At 60.7% G+C, this 19,295-nt stretch carries 19 protein-coding genes; 18 read left to right on the top strand and 1 reads right to left on the bottom strand.

The annotated features are described in order from the left end of the window. The first annotated feature begins 60 nt into the window (after nt 1–60). Nucleotides 61–501, top strand: a complete 441-nt coding sequence (locus HM1_RS04155; RefSeq protein ID WP_187147805.1) for a response regulator — start codon at nt 61–63, stop codon at nt 499–501. A 73-nt stretch (nt 502–574) separates the two neighbouring features. Here the strand turns inward: HM1_RS04155 and HM1_RS04150 are convergent, their stop codons facing one another. Beyond that, nucleotides 575–1,582, bottom strand: a complete 1,008-nt coding sequence (locus HM1_RS04150) for a methyl-accepting chemotaxis protein (RefSeq protein WP_041313298.1) — start codon at nt 1,580–1,582, stop codon at nt 575–577. A gap of 265 nt (nt 1,583–1,847) precedes the next feature. Between HM1_RS04150 and speD the strand changes: the two genes are divergently transcribed. The 17 genes from speD (at nt 1,848) to HM1_RS04065 (ending at nt 19,219) form a co-directional block, all read left to right on the top strand. Continuing rightward, nucleotides 1,848–2,720: an adenosylmethionine decarboxylase gene (gene speD / locus HM1_RS04145; RefSeq protein ID WP_012282041.1), complete on the top strand. Its 873-nt coding sequence runs from the start codon at nt 1,848–1,850 to the stop codon at nt 2,718–2,720. Beyond that, the gene (locus tag HM1_RS04140) at nt 2,717–3,424 is read left to right on the top strand and encodes a Crp/Fnr family transcriptional regulator (RefSeq protein ID WP_012282040.1); all 708 of its coding nucleotides are present in this window, start codon (nt 2,717–2,719) and stop codon (nt 3,422–3,424) included. Before speD ends, HM1_RS04140 begins: the two co-directional genes overlap by 4 nt. Nucleotides 3,425–3,557: 133 nt before the next feature. Further along, nucleotides 3,558–4,001, top strand: coding sequence for a YwiB family protein (locus HM1_RS04135; protein ID WP_012282039.1), 444 nt, complete (start codon nt 3,558–3,560; stop codon nt 3,999–4,001). Further along, nucleotides 3,988–5,679: an arginine--tRNA ligase gene (gene argS / locus HM1_RS04130; protein WP_012282038.1), complete on the top strand. Its 1,692-nt coding sequence runs from the start codon at nt 3,988–3,990 to the stop codon at nt 5,677–5,679. The genes HM1_RS04135 and argS overlap by 14 nt, the downstream gene beginning before the upstream one ends. Nucleotides 5,680–6,069: 390 nt before the next feature. Further along, nucleotides 6,070–6,468 carry a DNA-directed RNA polymerase subunit delta gene (gene rpoE / locus HM1_RS04125; protein ID WP_012282037.1) on the top strand — a complete coding sequence of 133 codons (399 nt, stop codon included), beginning with the start codon at nt 6,070–6,072 and terminating at the stop codon, nt 6,466–6,468. A 98-nt stretch (nt 6,469–6,566) separates the two neighbouring features. Next, a complete protein-coding gene (locus tag HM1_RS04120) occupies nt 6,567–8,180 on the top strand; it encodes a CTP synthase (protein ID WP_012282035.1) in 1,614 nt (537 codons plus the stop codon). A 308-nt stretch (nt 8,181–8,488) separates the two neighbouring features. Continuing rightward, nucleotides 8,489–9,559, top strand: a complete 1,071-nt coding sequence (locus HM1_RS04115) for a lipid II:glycine glycyltransferase FemX (protein WP_012282034.1) — start codon at nt 8,489–8,491, stop codon at nt 9,557–9,559. A 21-nt stretch (nt 9,560–9,580) separates the two neighbouring features. Beyond that, nucleotides 9,581–10,831: an alanine racemase gene (gene alr / locus HM1_RS04110; RefSeq protein ID WP_049754034.1), complete on the top strand. Its 1,251-nt coding sequence runs from the start codon at nt 9,581–9,583 to the stop codon at nt 10,829–10,831. Nucleotides 10,832–10,900: 69 nt separating this feature from the next. Next, nucleotides 10,901–11,833, top strand: a complete 933-nt coding sequence (sppA, locus tag HM1_RS04105) for a signal peptide peptidase SppA (RefSeq protein ID WP_012282032.1) — start codon at nt 10,901–10,903, stop codon at nt 11,831–11,833. Nucleotides 11,834–12,094: 261 nt separating this feature from the next. Next, nucleotides 12,095–12,997: a Yip1 family protein gene (locus HM1_RS04100; RefSeq protein WP_083765103.1), complete on the top strand. Its 903-nt coding sequence runs from the start codon at nt 12,095–12,097 to the stop codon at nt 12,995–12,997. Nucleotides 12,998–13,306: 309 nt separating this feature from the next. Next, the gene (locus tag HM1_RS04095; protein WP_012282029.1) at nt 13,307–13,693 is read left to right on the top strand and encodes a response regulator; all 387 of its coding nucleotides are present in this window, start codon (nt 13,307–13,309) and stop codon (nt 13,691–13,693) included. A 59-nt stretch (nt 13,694–13,752) separates the two neighbouring features. After that, nucleotides 13,753–14,418 carry a hypothetical protein gene (locus HM1_RS04090; protein WP_012282028.1) on the top strand — a complete coding sequence of 222 codons (666 nt, stop codon included), beginning with the start codon at nt 13,753–13,755 and terminating at the stop codon, nt 14,416–14,418. A gap of 161 nt (nt 14,419–14,579) precedes the next feature. Next, nucleotides 14,580–15,434 carry a class II fructose-1,6-bisphosphate aldolase gene (locus tag HM1_RS04085; protein WP_012282027.1) on the top strand — a complete coding sequence of 285 codons (855 nt, stop codon included), beginning with the start codon at nt 14,580–14,582 and terminating at the stop codon, nt 15,432–15,434. Between the two features lie 11 nt (nt 15,435–15,445). Beyond that, the gene (gene fsa / locus HM1_RS04080) at nt 15,446–16,093 is read left to right on the top strand and encodes a fructose-6-phosphate aldolase (RefSeq protein ID WP_012282026.1); all 648 of its coding nucleotides are present in this window, start codon (nt 15,446–15,448) and stop codon (nt 16,091–16,093) included. Nucleotides 16,094–16,484: 391 nt separating this feature from the next. Further along, complete coding sequence (gene glpX, locus HM1_RS04075; RefSeq protein ID WP_012282025.1) at nt 16,485–17,468, top strand: class II fructose-bisphosphatase; 984 nt, start codon at nt 16,485–16,487, stop codon at nt 17,466–17,468. A gap of 179 nt (nt 17,469–17,647) precedes the next feature. Further along, the gene (locus tag HM1_RS14430; RefSeq protein WP_012282024.1) at nt 17,648–18,139 is read left to right on the top strand and encodes a DUF2062 domain-containing protein; all 492 of its coding nucleotides are present in this window, start codon (nt 17,648–17,650) and stop codon (nt 18,137–18,139) included. A gap of 258 nt (nt 18,140–18,397) precedes the next feature. Further along, nucleotides 18,398–19,219, top strand: a complete 822-nt coding sequence (locus HM1_RS04065) for a peptidoglycan DD-metalloendopeptidase family protein (RefSeq protein ID WP_083765101.1) — start codon at nt 18,398–18,400, stop codon at nt 19,217–19,219. The last annotated feature ends 76 nt before the right edge of the window (nt 19,220–19,295 follow it).

Raw genomic sequence — 19,295 nt, 5'->3', positions numbered from 1 at the left:
GCCTGCTTGCGAACGAAGGGATACACTGAAGGATATCATACAATACGGAGCGTGGTTACCGTGGCGCGGATCCTGATCGGCGAAGACAATGTTGCAAACTGCGAATTGTTAAAAAAAATCCTGAGCCCCCAGGGGCATCGGGTTTTCATCGCCCACAATGGGCGGGATGTGGTCGAGATGGCCAAGCGCCTCCAGCCGCCGCCGCAGCTGCTGTTGCTCGACATCATGATGCCCATCATGGACGGCTTCCAGACCATCGCCGAGTTGCAGCGCGATTGGCGGACCAAGTCGATCCCGGTCATGATGGTCACCTCCAGCAGCAAAACGGCCGACGTGCTGCGCTCCAAGGCGGCCGGCGTGGCCGGATATATCCTGAAGCCCTATGAGCCCAAGGTGCTGCTCGAGCGGATCGACCAGATCGTCGGCAAGGAAGCGCCGGAAAAGGCGCAACCGCTCAGCAAAACCTTCTCGGCCAGCGACCTTCTGGAGGCAGAAGAATAAGGCAAAACCGCCCTTTCCGGCGTACACTGCGAAAGGGCGGTTTTTATTGTGGTGCTATTTTCGGCAGACGGCCTTACAGGGCTTCACTGACGATAACAGACCAGTCTTTTCCTTTGTAGGCGTTGTACCCTCTCGTCCGGGCGTAGCCGAAGATCAGCAGCTTGCCCTTGTCGTCCCGCTCGATGGTAAAACCATAGGTCTCGCCGGCCATGGCTCTCTGCGCCGCCTGCAGGTGACTGAGGTCTTTTTGCAAAATCCCGGCGCGGTTGCGGGCGCCGATGACCAGGCCGGCCTTGTTGATGACAAAGATGTCGCCGGTGCTGCCGATGCGCGCCGAATCGATGATATCATAGATATAGTTCCAGTTGAATCGGGTAGAAAAGACGCCCAGCACGCTGCCGTCTTCATCGCGAACGGGGCAGGAATAGGCGACCGTGTGGCCTTTGACCGCGTCGGAGTAGTACATGTCGGTCACGTATACGTCGTTGCGGCGCATCGTTTCGGCAAACCATTCCCGGCTCGACATGTCCAGACCGACGACCGACTTGTCCACGCCGGAGGCGACGATCCGGCCGGATCGGTTGACCAGATACAGGTCGTAATAGACCTCATAGATGTCGACGATTTTTTTCATCAATGCCGTCGCGCTGGCTACATGGGCCGGCGACTCTTCGCGGAGGCAGGCTTTGATCTTGTCGAAGGTGGCCCAGGCCTGCACGTCGCAGTTGCGCTCGAAGAGGTTGCGATCGATCTTGTCGATCGTATCGTAGGCCACATCGGCGGTGCGGACGGCGATGACGTCGTTCGCCTTGCTCTGGATGTTGCCGATCAGATCGGTGCTCTCTTTCGTGGCAGCGAAGCTGCGGTCAGCCAGCTTCTTGATCTCGGCTGCGACGACGCTGAAGCCGCGGCCCGCTTCGCCTGCCCGTGCAGCCTCGATGGCGGAATTTAAGGCCAAAAGGTTCGTTTGCTTGGTGATGTGGTCGATGGTCTTTACTACTTTTCCCATCTCGTTGTTCGCTTCTTTGAGTTGATGAAGCAGTTGGGATACATCCATGGTATGGGCAGTTTCATTCGCCATCGCGGCAATCCCTCTCTTCCTTTTTCGGCGCTTATACAAAAGGTGTACTTCGATTATGCCATATCTGTCGGGATCGGAATAGGCCGATAAAAGGGCTTTTTGCAAAAGGCGTGCCTGTCGAATCAATGAAAAAACGGCGTCCTTGGCGAATAAATAACATATGGGTTGATTCTTGACACTATCCCGCCATCAAGCGGATAATCAACTTGTTGAGAAAATGAGCAAAAACTCGGCCAGAAAAATAGGAATGCGTGGGGAGAAGAGGATGGAGATCAAATCGATTAAAAAGCTGAAGCTCTACGGGTTTAACAACCTGACCAAGACGCTGAGCTTCAACATGTATGATATCTGTTACGCCAAAACACCGGAACACCGCAAGGCCTATATTGAGTATATCGACGAGGAGTACAACTCGGAGCGCCTGACCAACATCCTGATCGAGGTGGCCAACATCATCGGCGCCAATATCCTCAACATCGCCAAGCAGGATTACGATCCCCAGGGCGCCAGCGTGACCATGCTGATCTCGGAGGGCAAGGTGGAGCAGGACGTCGAAAATGGGCAGGGCAACGGGAACGCAATAGGGAGCGCAACCGACTGCGACAATGGAGACGGGAAGGCAGGTGAAGACTGCGCCCTGCTCATCCCCAATGCGGTAGCGGCCCACCTGGACAAGAGCCACATCACCGTGCACACCTACCCGGAAAGCCATCCGGACAAAGGGATCAGCACCTTCCGGGCCGACATCGACGTATCCACCTGCGGCATGATCTCGCCGTTGAAGGCGCTGAACTACCTGATCAACAGCTTCAGCTCTGATATCGTCATCGCCGACTACCGGGTGCGCGGCTTCACCCGCGATGTGAGCGGGAAAAAATATTTCATTGACCACAAGATCAACTCGATTCAGAATTACATCGCCAAGGAAACGCGGGAACTCTATCAGATGATCGATGTGAACGTCTATCAGGACAACATCTTTCACACCAAGATGTTGCTGAAGGAATTCGACCTGGACAATTATTTATTCGGAACAGCCAAGAAAGAACTGTTGCCCGGCGAGAAGAAAAAGATCAAGCAACGCTTGAAGAAAGAGATGTATGAGATCTTCTCGGGGCGGAACATTCCCAAGGTGTGAGGGAGGCGATCAAAATCATCGACTGGGAGTCCCTGAGGGCGATCGATGTGCTGGCCTCCTTGCCGGAGGGGGTTTTGCGGGAATTGGCCAATCAGGTGGGGGAACGGGTGTTGAAAAGACGCCAGCCCCTCTTGCAGGAGGGAGAGCCGGCTGACGCTGTCTACTTCCTCCATGAGGGCAAGGTGCGGCTGGCCAAGATGAACCCCGACGGCCAGGAGAAGGTGCTGTCGATCGTCGACCCCGGCGACATCTTCGGCGAGATCGTCGCTTTTGATCCGGGGCCGAGCCCCTACACGGCGGAGACGATGGAACCGGCCCGGGTGAGCCGGCTGCCCCTGAAGGAGTTCCGGCAGCTCGTCTCGGACCATCCTTCGCTGGCGGCGGCTTGCCTCCAGGTGGAGGCGCGGCGGCTCCGCCAGGCTTACCGCCATATGAAAAACCTCGCCCTCCTCGACACCCATGGGCGGGTGGCGGCGCGCCTCTTCAAGCTGGCCCATGATTACGGCGTCCCCGACAGCCGGGGAACCCGCATCGATTTCAATCTGACCCGCCAGGAACTGGCCCAGATCGTCGGCACCTCCCGGGAAACGGTCTCCCGCATCCTGGCCGAGTACGAGCGCCTGAAGATCCTGGAGGTGGAGCGCCAGCAGATCGTCATCTGCGACCTGGAGGAGTTGAAGCTGCGAGCCACCGGCGGACGCTGAAAGCAAAGGGGACAAGCATGCCCTTGTACGATCCTAAGAACACAAATTCCCGGGAAAAATGGTGGCAGGCGGGAGGAAATGGCTGTCTGTCACCGAATTGTTAAGGCAATTTTATAGGAAAGAGGGCGTTCAGATGAAAAAGGACGTGCTGGTATCGGTCCTGGGAACCCAAAGGAACGACGTTGGGGAAACAGACACCATCCATCTCGTCACGGAAGGCAGGATGTTCATCAAGCCCAACTCCTATTACATCGTCTATAACGAATCTGAGATTTCCGGGATGGAAGGGACGACGACCGCCCTGAAGGTCGAAGCGAACCGGGTGACCCTGAACCGCATGGGTCGCTCAGAACTGAAGCAGACCTTCGAGGAAGGCGTCCTCAACGAGTCGGTCTATGTCACCCCCTATGGCAGCATGCACATGGGCGTCCTCCCCTCCAAGGTGCAGGTGGACCTGGGCGACAAAGGCGGCTCCATCAATCTGGAATATGAACTGCAGTTTGATCAGCGCAAGCTGAGCGACAACTCCCTCTTGATCACCGTGAAGGAGGAACATAGATTCAGTGAACTTCGTTGAAGCTATTCGCCGCCGCATCTCGGCCGCCGTCGTCCAAGCCCTGGAAGGCGCCCGCAACGCCAAAGAGGTGAACGTTGGGCCGATCCCGCCCTTCGCCCTGGAGGTGCCTCGGGAAAAACAGCATGGCGATTTTGCCACCAACGTGGCTATGCTGATGGCCCGAGAGGCCCGCATGAACCCCCGCCAACTGGCGGAAAAGATCGTCGCCCGCATCGACCGGGGCGATTGGCTGAAAGACGTTCAAGTGGCCGGCCCGGGCTTCATCAATTTCACCTTGCACCACGCCTGGCTCTACCCCGTCCTCCCGGCGGTCCAGCAGGCGGACGAAGCTTACGGCGCTTCAAAGGTCGGCGCCGGACGGCGGGTGCAGGTGGAGTTTGTCAGCGCCAACCCGACAGGCCTCCTGCACATGGGCAACGCCCGCGGCGCCGCCCTCGGCGACACCCTGGCCAACCTGCTCCGCCTGGCCGGCTTCGATGTTCAGAAGGAGTTTTACATCAACGACGCCGGCAATCAGATCGAAAATTTCGCCAAGTCCCTAGAGGCGCGTTATCTGCAACTCCTGGGCCGCGACGTGCCCTTCCCGGAGGAAGGCTACCATGGCGAGGACATCGTCGAGACGATGCGCGGTCTTATCGCCAAAGAGGGCGACAAATACCTGGCCTTGGAGTCCTCCCTGCGCCGGGAGATGCTCGTCAAATACGCCCTGCGGGAGAAGCTGGACGCTATCCGCCGGACCCTGGAGCGCTTCGGCGTCGTCTATGATGTCTGGTTCTCCGAGCAGTCCCTCCACGACTCCGGCGCCATCCAGCAGACCCTGGAAAGATTGCGCGCTAACGGCTACATCTACGAAAACGAAGGCGCCCTCTGGTTCAAGGCGACGGCCCTCGGCGAGGAGAAGGACGAGGTGCTCGTCCGTTCCAACGGCATCCCTACCTATTTCGCCGCCGACATCGCCTACCACAAAAACAAGTTCGACCGCGGCTTTGATTGGGTGATCAACATCTGGGGCGCCGACCACCACGGCCACGTCTCGCGGATGAAAAACGCCGTCAAGGCCGTCGGCTACGACCCTAAGAAATTGGATGTCATCCTGATGCAGCTGGTGCGCCTCTACAAAGGCGGCGAGATCGTCCGCATGTCCAAGCGGACAGGGCAGTACATCACCCTCGACGAACTGATCGAGGAAGTCGGCAAGGACGCCGCCCGCTTCTTCTTCGTCATGCGCGGCGCCGACGCCCACCTCGACTTCGACCTGGACCTGGCCAAGCGCCAGTCCTCAGAAAACCCTGTCTTTTACGTCCAATACGCCCACGCCCGCATCTGCTCCATCCTGCGCACCGCTCAGGAAGCCGGCTACGCCGTGCCTCAGGGTCAACAGGTCGAGGCTGGCCTTGACCTGACCGTCCTCGACCACCCTGCCGAGCTCGCCCTGATCCGCAAGATCGCCGACCTGCCTGACGAGGTGGCCCGGGCGGCGACCCAGATGGAGCCCCACCGCATGGCCCGCTACGCCCAGGATCTGGCCGCCCTCTTCCACAGCTTCTACACCCACTGCCGCGTCCTCACCGACGAAAAGGAACTGCGCGACGCCCGCCTCCTCCTCGTCGACGACTCGCGCATCGTCCTCCGCAACGTCCTCCATTGCATGGGTTTGACAGCACCGGAGCGTATGTAGTATAGTCAAGTGTAAAATACTAGAAGGACCCCGTCGAAAGGGTCTCTCTCGCCCAGGTCAGGGTGATGAATGGTGGCTCGGTGGATAAAGGTTATCCTTCGTCCGGGAGCACGATGATAAATTGTGGCCTTGGGCGGAAAAGGATCCTTCGCCCGGAAGCCCGATGATGAATTGTGGCCTGGGGTGGGTGGACCGTGAGCGTTTTGCGCGAAGCGGCGAGTGCGAGCGAAAGCGGCGAAGCGGATTAAGGCGCCATGACTTGCAGAAAAGCCCGTAAGTTTTGGCGCCCCCGCGTAGCCGCTGCGCAGCGCTTAGCGAACGGCCCAACCCGCCCCAGCCGCTAACCCAACGCGCAAAGAGCGTCCGACGATATCGAGGGAGTGCTGCAGAGTGTCCGAACCCATCACCACCGTCAACACCGGCCGCCGGGTCTCCGAAATGGATGTGCTCTTTCAACTGCTGAAGGAGAAGGGAGAAAACACCCACTTCCGGGATCTGATCGTGCAGGCACTGGCCCGCATCGGCTATGAAGACCCGGAGGATCCCAAGTCCATCGCCGCTGTGTACACCCAGATGAACCTGGATATGCGCTTTGTCCACATCGGCAACGGCTTCTGGGGCCTGCGCAACTGGGCGCCGGCCAAATCGGCGCGGCGCATCCCGACCATCTCCTTGCTCAACAAGACTGTCGAGTATGAAGACGGCGAGAGCGGCGACGATGAGGATTATGACGACCGCGACCATGACTACGGTCGGATCCGAGATGACGACTGGGAGCGAGCTGAATAAGCTCGCTTTTTGTTGATCCTTTGACACTCTTTGGGTAGAATAGATGGAGTGTAAAACCCGAACCGGAGTGAACGGTCGAAGAGAAAGCAGGCATGGATATGCAAACGAAGTTCATTTTTGTCACCGGCGGCGTCGTGTCCTCCTTGGGCAAAGGGATCACGGCCGCTTCCCTCGGCCGCCTGCTCAAAAGCCGCGGCCTCAAAGTGGCCATCCAGAAGTTTGACCCTTACATCAACATCGACCCGGGCACCATGAGCCCCTACCAGCATGGCGAGGTCTTCGTCACTGACGACGGGGCGGAAACAGACCTGGATCTGGGCCATTATGAGCGCTTTGTCGATATCAGCCTGACCAAGGCCTCCAACGTGACCACCGGCAAGATCTACTGGTCGGTCATCACGAAAGAACGCAAAGGCGAGTTCCTCGGCGGGACCGTCCAGGTCATCCCCCACATCACCAACGAGATCAAGGAGCGGGTCCTGCGGGTGGCGCGCGAGAGCAACCCCGACGTGGTGATCACCGAGATCGGCGGCACCGTCGGCGACATCGAGTCTCTGCCCTTCCTGGAAGCGATCCGCCAGATGAAGTCGGACATCGGCAAGGAGCGTGTCGTCTACATCCATGTGACGCTGATGCCCTTCATCTCCAGCGCCGGCGAGCTGAAGACAAAACCGACGCAGCACTCCGTCAAGGAGCTGCGCAGCATCGGCATCCAACCTGATGTGATCGTCTGCCGGACGGAAAAAGCCTTCCCGAAGGAACTGGAAGAGAAGATCGCCCTCTTCTGCGACATCGAGCCGGAAGCGGTCATCCAGAACGTCGACTGCGACACCATCTACGAAGTGCCCCTTCTGCTGAAAAAAGAGGGCCTCGACGACATCATCATTGAGAAATTGAACCTGCAGTGCGGCGAGCCTGACCTGCAGGACTGGGAAGCCTTGGTCCAGAAGATCAAGAATCCTCGGCGCCAGGTCACCATCGGCCTCGTCGGCAAATATGTCGCCCTGCCCGACGCCTACATGAGCGTCGCTGAATCGCTGCGCCACGCCGGGCTCTTTCACGACGCCGCCGTCAAGATCAAGTGGATCTACTCGGCCGATCTGGAAGGCGCCGATCCGGATGAATTCCTCTCCGACGTAGACGGCATCCTCGTTCCCGGCGGCTTCGGCGACCGGGGCATCGAGGGCAAGATCACAGCCCTTCGCTACGCCCGGGAAAAGGGCATCCCCCTGCTGGGCATCTGCTTAGGGATGCAACTGGCCGTCGTCGAGTTCAGCCGTAACGTGTTGGGCTGGCAGGACGCCCACTCCAGTGAGTTCGCTGAAGCGACGGAGCACCCCGTCATCGACCTCCTGCCGGAGCAGAAGGACGTGGAGGAGAAAGGCGGCACCATGCGCCTGGGCATCTGGGCCTGCCGTCTGAACCGCAACACCAAGGCCTGGAATGCCTATCAGGAAGAGGTCATCTACGAGCGGCACCGCCACCGCTACGAATTCAACAACAACTTCCGGGCCGCCCTGGAAAAAGCCGGCCTGATCATCTCCGGCACCTCACCTGACGGCCGGCTCGTGGAAATCGTCGAGCTGGCCGATCACCCCTGGTTCGTCGCCTCCCAGTTCCACCCCGAATTCAAATCCCGGCCCAACCGGCCGCACCCCCTCTTCCGGGACTTTGTCAGCGCCGCCTTGGACAAGCATGAACAGCATCTGTAAAGACGCATCAAGACGGAAAACATGAGCAGCATCTGCAAAGACGCATCAAGACGGAAAACATGAGCAGCATCTGCAAAGACGCATCAAGACGGAAAACATGAGCAGCATCTGCAAAGACGCATTAAAACGGAAAACATGAGCAGTATCTGCAAAGATGCATTAAAACGGAAAACAGGAGCAGCATCTGCAAAGATGTATCAAGACGGAAAAAGACGGAGGCCTTTTCGCAGTCCTTTTTGAGGGTTCGGAAAGGTCTCCTCGGTTATGAGCGGGAAATAGCTTGCCAGATAGAAAGGGGATTTTCCAACTTGAACGTTCGCGAACTGGCTATCCAGGACAAGGAGCGTTTCAACCGGTTCATGGCGGAGCATCCGAAGGGCCATGTACTCCAGTCCTGGGAGTGGGGCGATGTGAAGTCCCGCACCGGCTGGCAACCGCACCGGCTGATGGTGGAGGAAGCGGGGACGCCACTGGCGGCCGTCTCCATCCTCAAGCGGCGCATCCCGGTCGTGGGCAAGCATATCTTCTACGCGCCTCGGGGACCGGTCATCGATCCGGCGCGCCCCGACGCAGCCGATCGGCTGCTGGAAGGGATCGAGGCGTTGGCCCGGCGGGAGAAGGCCCTTTTTCTGAAGATCGATCCCGATGTCATCGACCCGGCGCCGGACTGGACCGAATACCTCTGCTCGCGCGGCTTTCGCCGCGTCGACAAGGGCGAAGGTTTTGAAGGCGTCCAACCGCGCTTTGTCTTCCGGCTCGACATATCTGACGACTTAGACCAGATCTTCGCCCGTTTTCATCAGAAAACGCGCTACAACATACGTCTGGCTGAGAAGAAGGGCGTCGTCATCGACGAGGACTGCGGCAAGGAGGAACTTCCCCTTTTTTACAAGGTCCTGAAGGAGACGAGCGAGCGGGACAACTTCCTCGTGCGGAGTTACGCTTACTTTGAGGACATGTGGGACAACCTGGTTCCTGCGGGGATGGCCAAGCTCTTCATCGCCCGCTATCAGGGGGAGGCCATCGCCGGAACGCTGGCCTTCATCCTGGGGAAGAAGGCCTGGTATATCTACGGCGCCTCTTCGAACCGCCACCGCAACGTCATGCCCAACTACCTGCTGCAGTGGAAGATGATCTGTTGGGCCAAGGCCGAGGGCTGCACCCTCTACGATTTCCGCGGCGTGCCCGGTCAGGTCGGCGAAGACCATCCGCTCTACGGCCTCGTCCGCTTCAAGCGCGGTTTCAACGGCGACTATGTAGGCTTTATCGGCGAATATGATCGGGTATACCAGCCTTTTTTCTACCACCTCTGGAACGTGGCCGAGCCCATGTACCAAAACCTTGTCCGCAAGGCCCTCTCCCGCCGGAAGGGATCGTAAAGCCAAGGAGGCCAAAGACTGATGAACGGAATTCGCCCGCAGGGCGCAGACGCCGAAGACAGGAGAGGGGATGAAGCTGCCCGGGGGTTGGGTTGCTGGGTCGAGGTCGACATGGACGCCCTGGCCCACAACGCGCGATCGATCCGGCAGTATCTCGGCGATGAAAAGATCCTCTACGGTGTCGTCAAGGCCAACGCCTACGGCTGCGGCATCGTCGAGTGCGCCCGCTGCCTCGTCGAAAACGGCGTCGACCGGCTGGCTGTCACCCATGTGAGCGAAGGCGTCCAACTGCGCCGGAGCGGCATCGATGCGCCCATCCTGGTGATGGCTCCCTTTATGGCGGAAGAAACGGGCGATCTGGTTCGTTTCGGTTTGACGGCCAGCGTGAGCGACGTCGATAGAGCCGTGCAGATCGCCCAGGAAGCCCGGCGTCAGGGCCGGCGGGGGCTGCCGGTCCACATTAAGGTAGAGACCGGCCTGGGGCGGACGGGCGTTGTTGCCGCCGCTGCGCCGCTGCTGGTGGCGGCCATTGTCGGCCAGGACGAGTTGTACCTGGAGGGGGCATTTACCCACCTGGCCACGGCGGCGACGGGCGATGTCCGCCAGGTTCACCGCCAGGTCGCCCGCTTTCTGGAGACGGTGGCCGCCATGGAGGCCTGCGCCGGATTTTCGATCCCGGTCAAGCATGTGGCCAACTCGGCGGCGGCCCTGGCCTTCCCGCAGTACCACTTTGACGGTGTGCGCATCGGCACGCTGCTCTACGGACAGCCGGCGGGACCGGTGGCTGCCGGTCTGGCCTTGCGCGACGTCTGGCGTCTGAAAGCGCGCGTGGCCCATGTGGCCACCCTGCCGCCGGGGCACGGCGTCGGTTACGGGCGCGCCTATGTCACCCGGCGAGAGACGCGGGTGGCGGTGCTGCCTGTCGGTTATGTCGACGGCTACCAACTGGAACCGGTCAGCGTGCCGGTAAGCCTCTGGGACCTGGCGAAGGTGCTGGTGAAGACATCGGCTGCCTACTTCGGCCTCGGTCCGACGGCTCGGTCGGTCCGCATCGGCGAACGGCGCGCGCCGGTGCTCGGCAAAGTAGCCATGCAGATGACGATGATCGATGTGACCGACATCCCTGATGTGCAGCTCGGGACGGTCGTCCAGCTTCCGGCTCGGCGCACGGTGGTAGCTCTGAATGTGCCCCGCGTCCATGTGAGCGCCGAGTCGACAATGCGGCAAAGACTTGGCAGCGGACGCAGGGAAGAGGCCGCCCGATTGGAATAAAACCGGCCGTCTCCCCTCGGGGCGAACGGTCAGACGAAGGACGAGTCTAGCCGGAGGAGGCTGGTTGTTTTGGCAAAAAGGAAACAGTGGGTGGTAGGCGCGGTCCTGGCGGTGGTGGCTCTTTCGGTGTTGCTCATCCTCTTCCGGCCGGGCGCGCACCGCGCCGACGGCCCTTCGGCGGGCAACACCGTCGCCGTGGTGCGGCTCGAAGGGATGATCGCCGACGCCGGGGCTGGCGCCGGCGCCGGATTGCTCGGCGGAGAATCCGGTTCGGGCCAGGTGCTCGAGGCGCTGCGCCGGCTTCAGCAGGACAAGCAGATCAAAGCGGTGGTGCTGCGGATCAACTCGCCCGGGGGAACGTCAGCGGCTTCTCAGGAGATCGGACGCGAGGTGGATCGCCTCCGCGAGAGCGGTAAGGTGGTGGTCGCCTCCATGGGCGATGTGGCGGCCTCCGGCGGGTACTGGGTGGCGGCGCGGGCCGATAAGATCGTCGCCAACGCGGCCACCACGACAGGCTCCATCGGGGTGATCCTCGACCTGGCTAACCTGACGGAGCTCTACCAGAAGATCGGCTACCGGCCCAACGTGATCAAGAGCGGACCCTACAAAGACATCGCCTCTTCCGCGCGGGAGATGACGCCGGAAGAGCGGGCGATCCTGCAGGGCATGGTCGATGACATTTACCAGCAGTTCATCGACGTCGTGGCCGAAGGCCGCCATATGCCCCATGAGCAGGTGCGCGCCCTTGCCGACGGGCGGGTCTTTACGGGACGGCAGGCCAAGGAATTAGGGCTGGTAGATGAACTGGGCAACTTCTACGATGCTGTGGCGCTGGCGGGGACGATGGCAGGGATAAGGGGCGAACCGGAGATCCGCGAGTACGGCAGGGGCTCCGCCCTTGACCGCCTCTTATCCGGCATGACCAGCACGGGTCTTTTCGGGCAAACCCTTTCTCCCGTGCGCCTCCTTGACCTGTTGCAACCAAAAAATCCCTTGCCCTGATCGCTTTGACGAGGAAGGACGAAGCGGAGGGCTTGAAGCGGCTCTAAGGATGAGGCAGATGGCTTAAAGCGGCTCTAAGGATGAGGCAGATGGCTGAAGTGGTTTTAAGGATGAGGCAGATGGCTTGAAGCGGCTTTAAGGATGAGGCAGATGGCTTAAAGCGGCTTTAAGATGAAGCGGAGGGCGTGAAACGGTTTTAACAAAATATCTGATTATCCCCTTAAGGAATGTCGGAGGCCATGAAGAAAGGAACGGTCGGTTATGGAGAAGGAGAGAGCGGAAGAACGGGCAGGGAAAGTGAACCTTCCAATCCCTTCAAGCGAGATGGCGTCAAGTGAGTCGAGGGCGATAGCACCGAGTCTGTCGGGCGCCGTCGAGCCCGGCGCGCCGACAGGGGGACCGATCTGCCCGATGGTGACAGAGCACCAAGGAGAGGCGCCTCCCCTGCGGCGCCCTGAGGAAAAGGCCGGTGGGGAACAGAGGCCGCATGCCGATGGGGAACAGAGGGCGCATGCTGGTGAAGACGAAAGGCCTGGCCGTTGGAACTGTTGGGATTACCTCTATCATGTGCTGGTCAAGCCGAAACAGGCTTTCGCCGTCGCCGCGCGGGAGAAACCGCTCGGCTTGGCGCTGTCCGTTGTCCTGGTCGCATCTGTCGTCAACCTGCTCATCGATCTGAGCCTGGGGGGCGCAGGCGGCCCGGACAGTCCTTTTCCGCCGGAACTGGCAGGGCCGCTCTTAGAAGGGCTCAAGGCCCGCATACGCCTCTTTGGCGTCCTTTTCGGCCTCTTCACCTGGTTATTTATGACCGGCTTCTTCAATCTCATCGGTGAACTGCTCGGCGGCGTAGGCAACGGCAAGGGCCTGTTGGCCTCCCTCGGGCTGACCTATTGGCCCATGCTCCTCTACGCCCCCCTCGGTCTGATCGGGACGTACGCCCCCGGCGGACAAGCGGTGCAGGGACTCGGCGCCTTTGCGGTGACCTTGTGGATCTTCATCCTGCAGGCGCTGGCGATCAAAGCGGCCTTGCGGCTCTCCACCGGACGGGCCGTGTTCGTCCTCCTCCTGCCCCTGTTGCTGCTCATGCTTGCCCTGTTCCTGTTTATCCTGATCGCGCTGTCCCTGCTCCCGTCGCTCGGAACGCTCCCCCTATCATCTCGGTGAGACAGACTGGCCGACAGAGCCTGCAAGGTGATGAAAATCTGCGATAAAAGTCCTGCCTGCCCCTTGCAGAGGCAGGATTTTCTTTTCTTGTAACGAAATATCAACGCAAGATGCAACGATAGTCTGCCTGGGCGGCCTGCGGTGCGGCCTGCGGTGCGGCCTGCGGTGCGGCCTGCGGTGCGGCCTGCGGTGCGGCCTGCGGTGCGGCCTGCGGTGCGGCCTGCGGTGCGGCCTGCGGCCTGCGGGGTAGCCGCCCGGCCTTTTCGTTCACAATGACGCTCGGTGTTTGCGGGAGAGGTGGAACGTCCTATGGGCGATTCCCGATGGGTATTGGTTGTCGATGACCAAAAAGGTGTCCGCCGCCTGTTGTACGAGGCCTTCCACCTGGTGGGCGTCCCTGTTGAGGTGGCGGCCAGCGGGGCAGAGGCCCTTGAAAAGCTGGGGAGGCGGGAGTATTCCCTGATGCTGCTCGACGTCAGGATGCCGGCCATGACCGGTCTGGAGGCGCTGGCGGAAGCGCGCCGGCGAGGCCACCGGTTGCCGGTCATCTTGATGTCCGCTTATGAGGATCTTTCCCTGATCAAGGAGGCCGGCGCCCTCGACATCTTGGACCATTTGATCAAGCCCTTCGATGTGATGGAACTGACGCAAAAGATCACCCGGTGGCGCGCATCTCCCTTCGAATATCGGAGTTGACAAAAAAGGATTTTGCCCTGTTACGTTGAATACTGGGGGTAGAAAGGAGGGTTCGCCACATGATCCTGTCCACCATGACAGTCGTGGCTCTTCGTTGTCCCGCCTGTGGCCGCATGGACTTTCACGCCCTGTCCTTGTTTGCCTTTGCGGGAAGAAAAGTGCATAAGTTGCATTGTTCCTGTGGAGCCGGGCTGATGACGGTGGGGAGCAAGGACCGCAGGCGGTTCTGGCTGCAGGCGCATTGCATCATGTGCGAAACCCAACACCTCCACTGGTTCCCCCGGGAGCAGCTCTGGTCTTCGCAACTGACTGAACTCCGCTGCGCCGAGACGTTGGTCGAGATCGGCTTCATCGGCCCCCGCGAGAAGGTCAAAACGGCCATCCTGAACCAGGACAAATCCCTGCAGGAGATGGCAGAGAACCTGGGGCTGACCGATTTTTTTGAAAATCCTGAGGTGATGTACGCCGTTCTCGAACGGCTGCACAAGCTGGCCGAGGAGGGCGCTCTCTCCTGTTCCTGCGGCAGTTTTCAGATCAATGTGGAGGTGTACCCGGAGCGGGTGGAGCTCCGCTGTGAGGCTTGCGATAACACCTACGTCTGCTACGCCGAATCGGACAAGGACCTGCAGGCCATGAAGCGCTGCGCCGAGTTGCAGATCCAAGGCGCCGCCCCGGGGCACCGGGAGAGCAGTCGAGGCCGCCGGCGGCGGAAGAAATCACCGTAATCATCATCGTCATCGATATTGTGACAGGCACCGCGGACTCTACTCCAGTTGTTCCGCGGTTTTTCCTGTTCAGCCGCCTGATGGGCATACTAGCGGGAAGGGAATACCGCCTCATTTGGCGAAGGGATTCCAAGGATAACGATGTAGGAGGAGATGTCTCGATGCCATTGGTTCCAGTCTCCCAACTTCTTGCCGCCGCCGAAGAAGGCAAGTACGCCGTCGGCGCCTTTAACTGCAACAACATGGAAATCGTCCAGGCCATCGTTGCCGCGGCAGAAGCGGAGCGAGCCCCTGTCATCATCCAGGCTTCCCAGGGGGCGATCAAGTATGCCGGACTGGAATATATCGTCGCCCTAGCCCGCTTGGCCGGCGAAACTGCCTCTGTCCCCGTGGCCCTGCACCTGGACCACGGCACCAGTTTCGCCCAGTGCATCCAGTGCATCCGCAGCGGCTTTACCTCCGTCATGATCGACGGCTCCAAGTACCCCCTGGAGGAGAACATCGCCCTGACCAACCGCGTCCTGGAAGTGGCCCGCGCCGTCGGCGTCTCCGTCGAGGCCGAACTGGGCAAGATCGGCGGGACCGAGGATGACATCCACGTCGATGAGCGTGACGCCTTCTTCACCGATCCGGCCGAGGCGAAGCAGTTCGTCGATGCCACGAAGGTGGACGCCCTGGCTGTGGCCATCGGCACCGCCCACGGCCAGTACAAAGGACGCCCGGAACTTGACTTCGATCGTCTTGCCAAGATCCGCCAGTTGGTCAACATCCCCATCGTCCTCCATGGCTCCTCCGGCGTTCCGGAGGAAGATATTCAAAAGGCCATCACCCTCGGGGTCCGCAAGGTGAACATCGACACCAACCTGCGGGAAGCCTTTGTCGACGGCGTCAAAGAGGCGATCGAGAAGAACCCGCGGGAGATCGACCCCCGCAAGATCCTCGGTCCCGCCAAGCTGAAGATGAGTGAGGTTATTCGGGAAAAGATCCGTATCTTTGGTTCCAACGGCAAAGCCTAGGAGGGGATAGGATGCGCTTTTTTCTGGACAGCGCCAACATCGACGAGATCCGGGAAGCCAACCGGCTTGGGGTGATCAGCGGTGTCACGACCAACCCTTCGCTGATCGCCAAAGAGGGGCGCAACTTCCGCGAGGTGGTGCAGGAGATCGCCGCCATCGTCGACGGACCGATTTCCGCCGAGGTGATCAGCACCGACGCGGAGGGAATGATCGCTGAGGCAAGGGAACTGGCGAAGATCCATCCGAACATCGTCATCAAGATCCCCCTTTGTGCCGCCGGCTTGTCGGCGACGGCGCGGCTGGCCCAGGAAGGCATCCGCACCAATGTGACCCTCATCTTCTCGGCCAACCAGGGCCTTTTGGCGGCCAACGCCGGCGCCACCTATGTGAGCCCCTTTGTGGGCCGCCTCGATGACATCGGCCACGACGGCATGGATGTGCTCCGCGAGCTGGTGGAGATCTTCGACATCCACGGCATCGCCACGGAGATCATCGCCGCCAGCATCCGCCACCCCGTCCATGTGAGCGCGGCGGCCCGCGCCGGCGCTCCCATCGCGACGGTGCCTTTCAAAGTCCTCATGCAGCTGGTGAAGCATCCCCTGACAGACCTGGGGATTGAGCGCTTCTTGAAAGACTGGGAATCGGTCAAAGACAAGTAGCCTGTTTACAAGGGATCTTCAAGGCGATTACAAGGGATCTTCAAGGCGAAACGAAGCTGCGGAGCACTGTTGCAGAGCGGGCCGGCGCGAGAGGCTGGCCCCTTTTTATCCCGAATCGGCTCCGCCGGTCGGCCAAGCCGGCACAAGCTTTGCTCCACAGAGAATCCGGCACAATCTTTGCTCTACAGACGGAACGTCTATCTCTTCTGACTCAGCTTGAAGGGGGGCTGCTCCGAATGCGTCTTTGATGAATGATGACGCTCCTTCGGAACTGCTTTTTCCCGATGGGACAGGGGAGGCGCGGCGCAGCGCCAGCATCGCCCGCTTCTGGGGAAACCGGCGAGGGGATGAGAAAAAGGGCGGCGTCGCGCAGAAGGGAAGGAGAAACAGGATGTACAGGGAACTGGCTCTTGAGTTCGCTCGCGTCACCGAGGCCGCCGCGTTGGCGTCGGCTCGCTGGATGGGGCGAGGCGACAAGCATGCCGCCGATGACGCGGCCACCGAAGCGATGCGCGCCATGTTCGACACAGTCAGCATCGACGGGGTTGTCGTGATCGGTGAAGGGGAGATGGATGAGGCGCCGATGCTGTACATCGGCGAGAAGGTGGGCGCCGGTGGCGATGCCGAGTTGGATATCGCCGTCGATCCCCTTGAAGGCACCAACATCGTCGCCAAAGGCTTGAACGGTGCCATCTCCGTCCTGGCGGCGGCTCATCGGGGATGCCTGTTGCATGCCCCGGACATGTATATGGATAAAATTGCCGTGGGACCTGCCGCCGTAGGCCGCATCCACCTCGATGCGCCGGTAGAGGATAACCTCAAGAACGTGGCAGACGCCCTCGGCAAAAAGATCGATGAACTGAGCGTGGTCATCCTTGACCGCCCCCGCCATAGCGAGCTCATCAGCCGCTGTCGGAAAGCGGGCGCCCGGATTCAACTGATCCCGGACGGCGATGTGGCGCCAGCTGTGGCCACGGCTTTCCCTGATTCGGGCATCGATATCATGATGGGTATCGGCGGCGCCCCGGAAGGGGTGATCGCTGCCGCCGCCATCCGTTGCCTCGGCGGCGAGATGCAGGGACGACTTTGCCCGGAGACGGCGGAGGAAGAGGCCCGTTGCGTCTCTATGGGTCTTGAGGATCCCCGCAAGATCCTCCTGCTTGAAGACATGGTCCGCGGCGACGGCGTGATTTTCGCTGCCACCGGGATCACTGACGGTAGTTTGCTCAAAGGTGTCAAGTACACCGCCCAGGGCGCGGTGACCCATACGGTCGTCATCCGCGGTCGCACAGGCACCGTCCGCTTCATCAATGCGCTGCATAGGCTGGATCGGAAGCCCCATTTCGGACGGGGTCGCAACGAAGCGCAGGGATAAGCTCCGGCTTTCCGAACGGCCGGGGACATTCCGAACGGCCGGGGATGTTCCGAGCGGCCGGGGATACCCCGAATCGCTGAGGACAGCCGCTGTAAAGAAGGGCGGCAGAAATGGCGCAGGCGCGGTTGTTCGGCCCGTTCCCGGTTGCTTCGTTTTTTGAAAGTGGGAGGGATGATGTTTTGACAGCATGGATACGGTGCAAACGATTTCTCCGCTTTCATTATCTGCGGCTGCTGCGGCTCAAGGATCAGCCGGAACCGCTGGCCCGCGGCGTCGCCCTCGGTTTTGCCTCCGGGTTTGGTCCCTTTTTCGGACTGGGCCTGGTCGCGGCCTGGATGGCGGCGGCGCTGTTGCGCGGGAACCGGATGGCGGCGGTGATCACGGCGGTGCTCTTTAAGTGGGCGATCCCCTTGTTTATCACCGCCAACCTGGCCGTGGGATCCTGGGTGTGGGGCCGGCCGCTGCAGGAGGCCGCCGGAGGGAGCCTCTGGGAACTGCGCTTCTGGAAAGAGGTGGGCCTTTGCTTTATCACCGGCAGCGCCATCAACGGGGTCACCGCTTATGTCGTCGCCTATTTCCCTGTCCTGTACTGGGCGAACCGGCGACGGCTTGCCAAGCGGGCGCTCCAGGCAAACCTCGAACAGCCGGCGCGGTTTTCGGTTAGACGGTGACGGAATTGGCGGCATCCCGGGCGATGCCGGTTGGTAGCCTCGAACAGCCGGCGCGGTTTTCGGTTAGACGGTGACGGAATTGGCGGCATCCCGGACGATGCCGGTTGGTAGCCTCGAACAGCCGGCGCGGTTTTCGGTTAGACGGTGACGGAATTGGCGGCATCCCGGGCGATGCCGGTTGGTAGCCTCGAATAGCCGGCGCGGTTTTCGGTTAGACTACCCGATGGACCGTAAAGGATTCTGAGGTGATACTTTTTTATGACCCCGATGCAAAGAGACGGCAGGCACCCCGGGGGGGTCTACCGTCTCTTGCTTTTCACGCTGCTCTTTTGTCTGCTCCCGCTCCCCGGCGCCGGCTTTGCCGCCGAAGGCGACCTTTGGCGCTTGTTAAAAGGCGACTTGGTGTATGAGGCGAAGACGGCACCGGGACCGACGGCTGCCGAAGGGCTGTCCGTTCGCCCTGCCGAAGGCGCCGCCGAGCGATGGACCTTGCACCGCGTCGCTCCGGGAGAGACGCTCTACGGCATTGCGCGCATCTACGGCTTCTCCGTCGCCCAATTGCAGGAAATGAACGGGCTGAAGACCGGCCTGTTGCAGCCGGGGCAGCCGCTGCGCCTGCCCCTGTCGGGCGATCCCGCCTTCTGTGAGGGGCGCCGCGATACTGATGGCGGCAACCCGTCCAGGGGGGCTATCCTGTCCTCCCTCGTGACGCCGCTGGAGGGGACCGTCACATCCCCCTATGGTCCCCGGAGGGGCGTCTTCCATCACGGGATCGATATCGCCGCCGACAAGGGCGAGACGATCCGGGCCGCCCAACGGGGTCGCGTCGTCTTCGCCGGGTGGAAGGCTGTCTACGGTCAGACGGTGATCATCGAACACCCCTTCGGGGTGGCGACCCTGTATGCCCACAGCAGCAAGATCCTGGTGAACGAAGGGGAGCGCGTGGAACGAGGGCGGCCGATCGCGCAAGTAGGCGCAACCGGTGTGGCCACAGGGCCCCATCTGCACTTTGAGGTCCGCCTGGACAGCCGAGCCGTCAACCCGGCGGCGTATCTGCGCGGCGCTTCTGCCGACCTGTAAAAGGGGGCCGAAAAGCCTGACATGGCAGGGATCATTTTTCTTGCGCCATTCTTTGGGCTATGGTATAATCTCCTTT

It is taken from the genome of Heliomicrobium modesticaldum Ice1, assembly GCF_000019165.1.
In the GTDB taxonomy this organism is placed as follows: domain Bacteria; phylum Bacillota; class Desulfitobacteriia; order Heliobacteriales; family Heliobacteriaceae; genus Heliomicrobium; species Heliomicrobium modesticaldum.
Note: the sequence above shows the minus strand (reverse complement) of the source record. Positions and strands in the feature narration are given on the sequence as shown.

Coding starts and splice junctions, on each gene's coding strand:
- HM1_RS04150 (WP_041313298.1), bottom strand. CDS start 1,582: ATGGCGAATGAAACTGCCCATACCATGGATGTATCCCAACTGCTTCAT.
- speD (WP_012282041.1), top strand. CDS start 1,848: ATGGAGATCAAATCGATTAAAAAGCTGAAGCTCTACGGGTTTAACAAC.
- HM1_RS04135 (WP_012282039.1), top strand. CDS start 3,558: ATGAAAAAGGACGTGCTGGTATCGGTCCTGGGAACCCAAAGGAACGAC.
- HM1_RS04120 (WP_012282035.1), top strand. CDS start 6,567: ATGCAAACGAAGTTCATTTTTGTCACCGGCGGCGTCGTGTCCTCCTTG.
- alr (WP_049754034.1), top strand. CDS start 9,581: ATGAACGGAATTCGCCCGCAGGGCGCAGACGCCGAAGACAGGAGAGGG.
- HM1_RS04100 (WP_083765103.1), top strand. CDS start 12,095: ATGGAGAAGGAGAGAGCGGAAGAACGGGCAGGGAAAGTGAACCTTCCA.
- HM1_RS04095 (WP_012282029.1), top strand. CDS start 13,307: ATGGGCGATTCCCGATGGGTATTGGTTGTCGATGACCAAAAAGGTGTC.
- HM1_RS04090 (WP_012282028.1), top strand. CDS start 13,753: ATGATCCTGTCCACCATGACAGTCGTGGCTCTTCGTTGTCCCGCCTGT.
- HM1_RS04085 (WP_012282027.1), top strand. CDS start 14,580: ATGCCATTGGTTCCAGTCTCCCAACTTCTTGCCGCCGCCGAAGAAGGC.
- fsa (WP_012282026.1), top strand. CDS start 15,446: ATGCGCTTTTTTCTGGACAGCGCCAACATCGACGAGATCCGGGAAGCC.
- glpX (WP_012282025.1), top strand. CDS start 16,485: ATGTACAGGGAACTGGCTCTTGAGTTCGCTCGCGTCACCGAGGCCGCC.
- HM1_RS04065 (WP_083765101.1), top strand. CDS start 18,398: ATGACCCCGATGCAAAGAGACGGCAGGCACCCCGGGGGGGTCTACCGT.